Origin of the sequence: Deinococcus aquatilis DSM 23025, assembly GCF_000378445.1 — a bacterium.
GTDB lineage: Bacteria > Deinococcota > Deinococci > Deinococcales > Deinococcaceae > Deinococcus > Deinococcus aquatilis.
On sequence record NZ_KB899773.1, the window covers coordinates 1 to 10,331 of the forward strand.

The window sequence follows — 10,331 nt, forward strand, 5'->3', positions numbered from 1 at the left end:
GTTGAAAAACCGCTCAATTCGGCGAATGACCGACGACGCCCCTGCGCTTCCCGGGAAACGCTCAGCCAGCTCCCCATGCCGGACGTCCTTGGCTTGAAGGAGTGCCAGGACAACGAGAGAAAGCAGTTCCACTTGGTTTTTGCGGTACTCCGGGAAATGAGCACAAAAGCAGCGCGTCAGATGGGTCAGCGTGGCAGGGGACGCGTTCTGTTTTGACGGATCAGACGGGAGATTTCAACCCCTCAACAAAGTGTCGGGTACTGAGGGCATCGATGGTTAGGGGCGTGAACCGCTGATTATCCCCCACTTTCCTGACGATCACCGGTCCCCCCTCCTCCAGTCTCATGTAATAGTTCGTTTTGGGAAGAGTCTTCTTATCAAACGGCAGACCGATCACTGACGCACTTTGGCGAAGTTCGCCGGGATCTTCCCCAAGAGTTTTTGTACCGCCAGGTCTCGAGGATCGAGGGCTGCGGCGGCTCCACCCCCGCACGGGTGGTCGGACGGGTCGTCACTGCGGGCCGCACCGCGGCTGGCGTCACCGCACGGGTTCCTGAAGCCGCCGCCAGTGCGGGGCGGCCGGGAGCGAGACGGTTTATCTGCCGGAGCGCCGCATCCACCTGCTGGTGTCTGCTGCGCTGCCTTTTCCTTTCGGGGGCGTTTCTGGACGCCGACAGTAGAGATGGGCGTCATCTGTGATGCCCTGATGCGGAGGCCGGGGGACTGCGTGATGTCCCACGCAGGCTGACGGCCTGACACAATTTATGAGGGAGAGCGAAATCTGAGCACCCAGCCGCCTTCTAAAGCGTCCACAGAACTGACATGCGATTTCTTGCGACGTCCGGGAGGCGCCGGATCGGCGCCCCCTTGGAGCGTCAGGCGGTTGAGTACTGCCTGCCCCCGGCTCAGCGCGAAGTGGAGGCCGCGTCAACCAAGTTTCAAATCGCTCAGGGCGCGGTTCCAATGAGGATCAATGGTTCTGCGAACACCCTGCTGCACGATCTGGAGTCCTTCGGAGACGAGCAGGAGCGTGGCCACAGAGATCACCAGGATCAGGCGTTCGAGGCTGGCGGCATCACGCAGTTTGGAGTCCTCCAGACCGAAGAGGCCACTCTTCTCATCCAAGAATCCTTCCTCTCTTTGGAAGCGCTCGCTGTACTCAGCAAACGTTGCACGACTGGTGGGTTCATCGCTCACCACCTACCACTGCTCTGGGCCGTCCGTGGGACGGCCCAGAGCCACATGCACCGGCCCAAATCGGTGTCCGGTGATCGTGATGTTGTGGAAGCAGCGCGTTTCGCGCGCTGCGCGTTTGATTTCCCCGATGGTGCAGACCCGTTGCCCGTCTGGAGCGGCCAGAATCAGGCTCGATTTGATGCGGATGCGGATGCGGAAGTGCCATCCGCAGACGCAGAGCCAGCCCATCAAGGCCGTGTCGCAAAAACCCCGATCCGCCAGGAGTCGAACATCGTGCAGCCCAAGAAAATCCAGCAGGCCTTTGACCTCGGCGAGGACAGGCAGGAGTTGTTCGGTGCCGACCTGAGCACTGGCATGCTCCAGGACGCGGGAGACGAGCGGTACCGCTCGTCCCCGGTAGAGGACGGCCACCCACCCGGATCAGACAGAAGCGTCCGAACAGGATGCTGGTGTCCAGCGCCAGCGTCAGGGAATGCGGGCCCCAATCCCGCAAGGCTCGGGTAATCAGGGGGCCATACACACTGCCAGGCGCGATGGCTGGATTCTCCAGCCACCGTCGGCAGCGACGTTCGGTGCTCTGGGCGACCGTGGCCTGGGAGTGGATGTGCGGCAGCCAGGAGGGAATGGAAACGCTCTGGGACAGCACCAGGCCGCTGACCATCCAGGCCAGCGTACGGGCGTTGCGGACGTCGTTCCACAGGGCGGGGTGGAGGTGGGGCAGGATCGCTTGGTACAGTCGGGGGGCGTCCCCAGTGGCATTTTCGGTCTTCACAAACAGAAAGTGTCCCCTACCGGGGACGCTTTCTCATAAATTGTGTCAGGCCGTCAGCACCTTCGACATTGCCCCCAAACCCCTTAACTTACTGACATTGTAGTTAAGGCAACACAACCTCCAAACCCCCGCTTGAACGTTGTCTCATTTCACGTTTCTTCGCTCATGCTCTACCGGGTGCAGTCCAGCCGCACGCGGAAGCTGGGATTGGGTGTGGTGTAAGCCACTTTGCCCACCTTCAAGTAGCCTGCAGTCAGGCGTTTGGGATCAAGCTGAATCACCAATTTGGTGGGCCGGGGTACACTGGCCGCCAGCGCCCGCGAGTCCTGCACATGAAACCGCAGCGCATAGGTCACCCCGCCTGCCTGCCCGATGCTTTTGTAAATAAAGGGTTCTTCCGCCGTGCGCTCCTCGAATATGAAGGTGTTGCCGTCGGGCATCACCAGATCCGTGGAGATCAGTCCCGTGTCTTGCAGGGAAGTTTTGGTCTGCGTGCCGTTGCGCAGTTCTACCGTGACGCCCCACCCCGGCCCCAGGCCCACATCCGGGCCAATCGGTTCCACCTTCTTGACCGTCATGCGCCAGATGCCGTTGAAGAGGGGGTCGCCAATGCAGCCTTCCACCGCAATTTTCTGGTTCGCGCCGCCCGGAGCAGTGACTGCTGGAATCGCATTGCCCAGCGTCAGCGTGCTGCCTTTCACGCTCGTTTTGACCCCCAGAAGGTTCAGCGCTGACAACGGCACATAGGTTTTGCCGTTCACTATCATCGCCTGATCGGGGGCTACCTGCCCGTTTACGATCACGCTGAGATTGGTGGTGGCCGCCAGAACGGCGCTAGTGAGCAGGGCCAAGGCCAGAAGTGAAGAGTTCAGACGGAACATAAGCGTCTCCTGTCATGCAACGAGAGGGAGAAGAGTCGGGTATCCACTGGGCATCAGCCTCACGGTTGACACCTCTTCCGACGCGGTCAGTACAACTTGCTGCTGGCGGGGTCAAAGCGGATCACGATTTCAGCCTGTGCATCGTCGTCCCCGCCTCCCCGGAAGTGGCGTTCCCAGACTTGGCCATTCCGAATGGCGTCGGCCACCTCTGCCAAATTGACGGTGAAATCCCAACTGGCCGTGGTGTCGTCCCCTGAAGGCCAATCGTCATCGATCCAGCGGCCTTCAACGCGCATGGGGGCCGCCTGACCAAAGTTCACTGGGAATTCAAGGTTCTGGTACAAATTGACGGTTTCGCCCCGGCTGATGTCCGCCGCCTGGCTTTCTCTGACCTCCCAAATCTGTGTGCCGTTGACCCGAATGTTGCCGTAGATAGAGTCCTCGTCTGCATCGTTCGGCTCGATCATCCGTACGTACATCTGGGGTTTGAGCCGGATGCCGATGGGATTGGGCGTGCAAATGGTCACGTTGTACTGGGTGGTGCGGCTCATAGCGGCAATGGCGTTGTTGCTCATCAGCCGCACCACATAGGAAATCGGCTTGAAGCTGGTCAAGGGCACGTTGCCCTTGAAATAATCGCTGAGGCTGCCGCTGCGAATGGTCTGTGCAGTCGCTTGGAATGGACCTCCCACACTGACCACCTCAATGCGGCTCTCGTTGAGTACCTGCTGCTCTTTGGCGCTGAAGCTGGCGCGGCCACCAGCGGCCACCGCCTGATACGACGCGTCCAGAGCAGCCTGCATCTCGCTGGCACTGTAGGCGGAGGTCACGCGGAACATCAGCACGCGGCCGTAGGTAACGCTGGAGACGTAGGTGGGGAGGTTGTCGTAGGTCAGTTCTTTAGCGTGGGCCAGCGTGACCAGATCGGCTACCGGAACGCGGTTGCCCAGCAGCGCCGCGCCGGGCCGCTGTCCATCCAAGCCCACGCTGACCGTAAACGCCTTTTGGATAAAGAAGGCGGTGACGCTATGTTCACTGGCCTTATTGCCGAAACTGAGTCGTCCCCGCACGGAGGCTCCCAGATAGGCGGCGTCGAGGCCCAGTGCCAGAGCCGACTGCTCCAGCGAATAGCTTTCGGTCTTCTTGTACGACACCGAGCTGCCGTAATCGATACGGCTGCGTTGGGCCTGCTCGACCAAACTGCCCACTGCCTGCGCCACAGTGGAGTTGGACGGATTGACCACCACGGCCCGGTTGTTGCCCGTGAGCAGATCAAGGCTCAGTGTGACGGGCATGCGCTGACTGGCTGGAACACTCAGCGGGCGCAGGCTGCCCAGTCCCAAGGCCACGCCCTCACCCTGCAGGAGCGCTCCGGGCCACATCAAGCCCGCGTCCGGGTCGAAGGTCACGATGTCGTCCGGTGTACGGGTGATGTCGTAGCTGTCCACTCGGCAACTGAAGTCGCGCCCGTCCTCATTCTGCGTCGTTTCGCGGGAACCGGCGGCGCGGGTGCGGTCTAGACTGGGTGCAGGCCAACCACCGCCAAAAGCAGGGCAGCCTTCCCGCCTCGGCCCTCCGTACAACAGTTCAACAAATTGAGCCGCCGAGGTCGCGTCCGTAGGGTACCTGAGGGCAGACGGGGTATTGCATACACTGAGTCGGGGGTCAAGGCCGGGGGCAGGCGTGATGCTCGGCAAAGGGGGAAGTCGGGGATCAAGGCGGGGCTGTGCGGCGGCCATGCTGAAAGCGCCCAGCAGGAGGGCCACAAGGAGTCCGGTGCGGTCAGCACTCATTTCAACTCTCCTGATAGCTGTGGGAGAAGCCGTGAGAATCATTGGCCGCGGCTTTGCTGGTTGAGGGGAGGCCAGAGAGCCTAAAGCGCAGATCCACACTGCTCGCAAAAATGCGCGTAGGGAGACAAGATCGCCGCTGAACACGCGGGGCAAGCCGTCAACAACTGCGTGCCGTCATTGACGCAATACTGCGCGCCGCTGTGTGAGGGCACCGCCCGGAAACAGCTTGGACACAGCAGATACGTCAAGGGCAGGGCGGCATCAGAAGGCGTCAAAGCCACGTCATCTTTGGCAAGGTCTTTCACGAAGAGCAGCTCCTTTTCGCGCGGATTTCAGCAGTTTGGCTCTCCAGCGAACGGTTTGGCGAACTGCTTTGGGGCGTGCTGAATGGTCACCTCTCGTTCAGACTACCCAGCGGCGCACCGGCTCTCCAGCCAACACTCGCCCCTCTGCAGTCTGAGCCTGCCTCCTTCTGATGACAGAGTGCACGACGCCCGGTGAGGTGTTGGTCAAGAAAAGCATCAATTATGCCGGTGCGGTGGAGGCCAGAAACGCTTGCCAGCTCTCTGGCAACGCCTCACCCACCTCGCGCCAAGCGGCGCGTGCGGCTCCGTAGACTCGGCCCACAGAGCGGTGGTTGCCAGCGGCTTGCAACGCCCGCAGCGTCAGACTCAAGGCTGCCAGATCAAAGGGGTCGGCGCTGCACAGCAGACGGCCCACGCGGGCAGTTTCCAGTGGATCTCGGGCCAAAACCGCCTCTGCCCGCTGCTGAAGGGCGTGGTACAGCCGCTCCCGAATTTGCGTATCCGGCTCCAGTTCTACGCCCGCCAGGTAAGGGCCACGCCACAAGCGAGTCTCCCCTGTCTGCAAGAATTCGTCGGCATCACAGGTCACGTCACCGAGCGCGTAGCCTCGAGCCGTCGTTTGAATCAGGGCGTGTCCCAACGCCAGCCGGGTCTGAGACACCAACGCTTTGAGCGCCGCTTGGCTCTGAACTTCATCGGTCTGCGGGTACAGGTGATGGATCAGGTCGCTCCTCGACACCTCCTGCTGACCACACAGCCGGGCTTCAAGTAAGCAGGCTAGGAGCGCGCCGCGCTGCCGCCCCCGCACCGCCGTCTCTTGCTGGTGTGCGCGCAGGCACAAGGTTCCCAAGACGTTAAGCTGCAGCCGGGCCGCTGACCGGCCAACTACCTGTCCAGCCGACGGCCCAACGGGGGCAGACACCTGACCTCCTGTGGCCGTCGCCAGAGCAGGGAAATACTCACAGACTGTCTTCTCGAGGGGCGTTAACCCATGCGCTCTGAACCAGGCCAGCCGGAGTGCGGCGCTGGCCTGATCCCCGACCAAGTGGTCAAGTTCAAGTCCAGTGACGTGAATCTGGAGTGGATCTGCAGTCAGCCTCAAGGCCTCCTCCAGTGCGGCGCGGCCTTCTGCTGGACGCTGCAAGGCCAGCCACGCCTGAGCCTCCGCAAACCGGGCGTAGTGGCGCAATTCCTGATTCGGGGCCTGGAGGGCCTGCGTCATCATCTCCTGTGCCAGTTCCAGGCCATGATGCGGGTCGCCCGCTTGGATTTCCGCTTGGGCCGCATCATACAAACACAGGGCAATTTTAGACGGCTGCTTCAGAGACCGGGCGTGCGTCAGGGCCAACTCTGCGTGACGGCGGGCCAGCAAGATGCCGTAAGAGGGTTGCCAAAGCCGGTACAAAGCACTCAGCGCAGACTCGCAGTCACACAAGAAGCCAGACAAACCCAGGCCTTCTAGGCCAGCGCGGCTGAGTAGCAACGCCTCTTCTGCCTGTTCATAATGACCAAATCCAATCTGGAGGCGGGCGACCATCACCTGCAGGTGAGCCGAACGCTTATGATCGCCCAGACCCGCACACAGCCGCCCAGCGGCCTCCAGATCAGCCAGCGCCTCCTCAAAGCGGCTCAGAGCGTCATAGGCGAGGCTGCGGTTGTAACGTGCGGCGGCAGCCTCCCGGGGAGAGTGATCTTCGGTCAAGCCGTTCAATAGCGCATTGAACAACTGAGCGGCCTCTTCCGGCACTCCAGCGTAGTAGCGGGTCAGCGCCCGCACGTTCAGCCATTGCCGGGCCTGGGATTCCGTGAGGTGCACTCCAGCCGTATACCGGGCCATTAAATCTTCACAGCCTCCTGGATCGCCCATTTCCAGCAGCGTGCGGGCCACGCTAGGGGCCACGTCCGGGTGGGGTTGCTGCCGCAAGTCTGGATGCTGCTCAAGTAAGACATACGCACGCGGATAGTCGTTGAGGTGAACCCGCAGGGTCAGCGCCCAGCCGGGGCCGCCCTGTACACTGCCGGAGCCACGTTCGGTCGGCGTCGCCAGCAGACGCTCTACTTCAGAGCTTTGGCCTTGGGCCGCATACAATTCGGCCAACAACAACACCCGTTCCGGCTGATCCGGGCTGGCCTCGGCAGCTCTCCGTGCTAACTGAGCCGCTTGATTCAAATTGACTTGCCTCAGTCCCAAGGCGGCAGCGTAAGCCAACTCGCCCCGCTGAGGGTTTGGGGCATAGTCGGCAGCACAGGCCCGGCACCGGGCGACCTGCACAGTATCTCCGGTGGCTTCGGCCCCCTGAGCGGCAGAGAGAAGCACACTCAAGGCGGCTTCCGGCTCAAGACCGGCCTGCGGTACCCAAAACGGAATTTGCGGGTCGTCTGGAGCGCAGGCAGCCAGGGCCCGGCGGGCCAGCAGGCGGCGGCGCTCTAAGGGCAACGCCTGACGCGCCACCTCTGCATACAGCGGATGAATAAAACGGTTCTCCCGAAACACGCCCTGACGGTCCAGCTCCAGGCAACATCGCTGCAAGGCAGGGGCGGGCAGACCGGCCACCGCAGCCCAAAGCGCTTCCGACGCCGCGTTACCCAAAAGGGCGCGAGCTTCCCAGGTGTCGCGCAAGGCAGGCTCGCGGCCTGCCCCCCGCAGCAGGTCTGCCAACAGGGCCTCAAGCGTGTCGGGCAGCAGATCACGCTCTGGCACACGCCAACGCCAACGTCGCCCATCGTTCCATAGGCAGCCTTGCTGGGCCAGCCACCGGAAGTATTCCAGGGTAAACAACGGGTTTCCCCCTGCATGGGCCTGAATCCACTCCACCGCCGTTTCCGGCAAGGGCGCGCCTGCATGCGCTTCAAGGAGATCCCTGATCAACAGAGGCCCTAAGGGCGACAACGCGACAGCTTCAAAGGGTTCAGGGGGGGGGAACCGGCTGGTCACGAGGAGGCCGACCCCCCGGCCCCGCCTGACCAAACGGGCCAGGGCCTGCACAGTCACGACACGTTCTGGGCTGACCTCCTGCAGATCTTCAAGCTGCAACATGAACGGAGCCAATCCGGTCAACACAGCCCCAATCAGCGCAGCGACTTGCGGTTCTTCGAGTCCCTCGCCGCGTTCGGCCTGGCGCAGCCGCCCATTGGCCCAAGCAGGTAACCTGGATGGTCGGGGCAGAGCCGTCAACCACTGATGGAGGGGCAGCGTAGCCTGCACAGTCAGGCTCTGAAAAGGGAGGTGACGGCAGATCTGCTGCCCTAAATGGGACTTGCCAATCCCTGCGTCTCCCCAGAGGCCCAGCGCGATTCCAGAGCGACGCGTGACAAGCCCTTTCAACCGTTCGGTCAAGGCCTGTCCTATAAGAAGCCATCCCACTTCTTCTCTCATGCTCGACTCCCAGGGCTATGCGTCAAGCGGCGGCAGGCCCAACCACGCCCTCAAACTGTACCGAGCATACCCGTTCTGCCTAGGGTGCGTTCTGGGGTTCCCCCGATATTGCATAGGTGGAGTTAAGCCTCACCATAGGAGGCACCACCATGACCGAGCGAAAAATCTACACCGCTGAATTCAAACGCGAAGCCGTCAGACTGGCTCAGCAGCCCGCTCTAGGGATCACCCGAACGGCCCGTGATCTGGGGATCAGCCTGTCGGCACTCAACCGCTGGATCAAGGCCGATCAACAGGAAGGGGAACGGGCGTTCCCCGGCCATGGGCGTCAGAACCTAACGCCCGAACAAGAGGAGATCAAGCGCCTTCGTCGTGAGTTAGAGATTGTGCGTGAGGAACGGGAAATATTGAAAAAAGCAACGGCCTTCTTTGCAAAAGAAAGTCGCTGAGATTTGCGTTCATCGACCAGCACCTCCATGAGTTTCGACTGGAAACCATGTGTCGGGTGTTGGAGGTGACAGCAAGCGGATTTCAGAGCTGGCGGAGAAGGCCGCCTTCGATGCGAAGCGTGCAGGACGAGGAAATTGCCAATCGCATTCAGAAGATTTATCAAGAGCACAAAGGCCGTTATGGTGCGCCCCGTGTTCACGCCTCTTTGCAGCGGGAAGGCACGAAGTGCAGCGCGAAACGGGTTTCGCGCCTGATGAGTGCCCAAGGGTTGTACGGCAAGACCAAGCGGAAATTTGTTGTGACCACCGAGAGCAATCATTCTCAGCCTGTCGCTGAGAACCTGCTGGCCCGTGATTTTTCACCCGAACAGCCCAATCAAGTTTGGTCTTCCGACATCACGTACATTCCCACCAAAGAAGGCTGGCTCTACCTCGCCATCACGATGGACTTGTATGCCCGGCGCATCGTCGGTTGGGCCATGGACATCACCATGCCCGCAGAACTGCCACTCAGCGCGCTCCAGATGGCCCTACAACAGCGTTCCCCCTCTCCAGGGCTGTTACATCACAGTGATCGCGGAAGTCAGGGTGGATTCAAGCGGTCATCGCAACAGCAGCGTCAATCCCGTGTAGTGCGTGTTCAAAGGCTTCATTGGGTGTCTGCCAACCCAAGACTTTGCGGGGTCTGGCATTGAGCGTCTTCGCTACAGCCGCTAGGTCATCGGCGCTGTGGAGACTCAGATCTGTGCCTTTCGGAAAGTATTGGCGCAAGAGTCCATTGGTATTTTCGTTCGTCCCTCTCTGCCATGGGCTTCTCGGCTCGCAGAAGTAGATGCCCACCCCCGTGTCCAGGTGCAGTTGTTCATGCTGACTCATCTCTGCCCCCTGATCCCAAGTCAGTGAGCGTCGGAGCTGGGGAGGCACGGTGGTGATGATCCGGGCAATGGCTTCCCGAACGGCCTGGGCACCGTGGCCAGCCAGGGCTGGCCCGTTCTTCACCGGTGCTTCCAGACCATGTTCCGGCATCCGGGGCAAGTGGAGCAAGAGAGTGAAGCGCGTGGTGCGCTCCACGAGTGTGCCGATCGAGGAGCTGCCCAACCCGAGGATGAGATCCCCCTCCCAGTGACCGGGGATTTCCCGGTTTGTCGCTTCCTCTGGGCGCTCCTTGAGCATGACCTCGGGAACAACGAACGTTTTGCCGGGGCTGCACCGACGTGCGCGTGGCACGCGCAGGGTTCGGCCCCTCCGGAGGCAGGCAGTTAAGTCGCGGCGCAACGCGCCACGCCCTTCGATATACAGCGCTTGATAAATCGCCTCGTGGCTGATGCGCATGGTGGCGTCATCTGGGAAGTCGATCCGGAGACGCTGAGCGATTTGCTCTGGACTCCATGCCGTTGTCCAGCGCCGATCCTGTCGCGGCCCATGACGGCGGCCTTTCCAAAGCACCGTTGGCCCAGGAATCGGCGTTCCAGTGGCCGAGACCAACATGCCCGACAACCGATCTTCAACGTAGGTGTTCAGCACCGTGTTGACCGCCAATTTCGCAGGCTTTGGACGC

General features: G+C 61.5%; 10 protein-coding genes. 3 read left to right on the forward strand and 7 right to left on the reverse strand.

From position 1 onward, the window contains the following. The coding region (locus F561_RS29785) for a hypothetical protein (protein ID WP_040381874.1) at positions 1–216 on the forward strand (216 nt) is incomplete at its 5' end. 711 nt (positions 217–927) lie between these two features. On the opposite strand, the gene F561_RS28380 is transcribed toward F561_RS29785, so the two are convergent. The 6 genes from F561_RS28380 to F561_RS0123585 all read right to left on the reverse strand — a co-directional run bounded on the left by F561_RS28380 (position 928) and on the right by F561_RS0123585 (position 8,153). Beyond that, on the reverse strand, positions 928–1,197 hold the full coding sequence (locus F561_RS28380) for a hypothetical protein (protein WP_157452144.1): 270 nt from the start codon (positions 1,195–1,197) through the stop codon (positions 928–930). Positions 1,198–1,200: 3 nt separating this feature from the next. Then, on the reverse strand, positions 1,201–1,608 hold the full coding sequence (locus F561_RS28385) for a hypothetical protein (RefSeq protein WP_019012424.1): 408 nt from the start codon (positions 1,606–1,608) through the stop codon (positions 1,201–1,203). A gap of 531 nt (positions 1,609–2,139) precedes the next feature. Further along, positions 2,140–2,850: a hypothetical protein gene (locus F561_RS0123575; protein WP_019012426.1), complete on the reverse strand. Its 711-nt coding sequence runs from the start codon at positions 2,848–2,850 to the stop codon at positions 2,140–2,142. A gap of 86 nt (positions 2,851–2,936) precedes the next feature. Next, complete coding sequence (locus F561_RS0123580) at positions 2,937–4,643, reverse strand: thiol-activated cytolysin family protein (protein WP_019012427.1); 1,707 nt, start codon at positions 4,641–4,643, stop codon at positions 2,937–2,939. Between the two features lie 80 nt (positions 4,644–4,723). Next, positions 4,724–4,948, reverse strand: a complete 225-nt coding sequence (locus tag F561_RS30665; RefSeq protein ID WP_169389573.1) for a double zinc ribbon domain-containing protein — start codon at positions 4,946–4,948, stop codon at positions 4,724–4,726. A gap of 220 nt (positions 4,949–5,168) precedes the next feature. Beyond that, complete coding sequence (locus tag F561_RS0123585) at positions 5,169–8,153, reverse strand: ATP-binding protein (RefSeq protein WP_157452145.1); 2,985 nt, start codon at positions 8,151–8,153, stop codon at positions 5,169–5,171. 320 nt (positions 8,154–8,473) lie between these two features. On the opposite strand from F561_RS0123585, the gene F561_RS0123590 reads away from it, so the two are divergent. Continuing rightward, a complete protein-coding gene (locus F561_RS0123590; RefSeq protein WP_019012429.1) occupies positions 8,474–8,773 on the forward strand; it encodes an IS3 family transposase in 300 nt (99 codons plus the stop codon). Positions 8,774–8,784: 11 nt separating this feature from the next. Beyond that, positions 8,785–9,468 (forward strand): IS3 family transposase, encoded by a 684-nt coding sequence (locus tag F561_RS28400; protein ID WP_245556626.1) that lies wholly within the window; start codon positions 8,785–8,787, stop codon positions 9,466–9,468. Here the strand turns inward: F561_RS28400 and F561_RS26745 are convergent. Then, positions 9,368–10,331: IS30 family transposase (locus F561_RS26745; RefSeq protein WP_040381876.1), on the reverse strand; the 964-nt coding region annotated here is incomplete at its 5' end. The genes F561_RS28400 and F561_RS26745 overlap by 101 nt on opposite strands.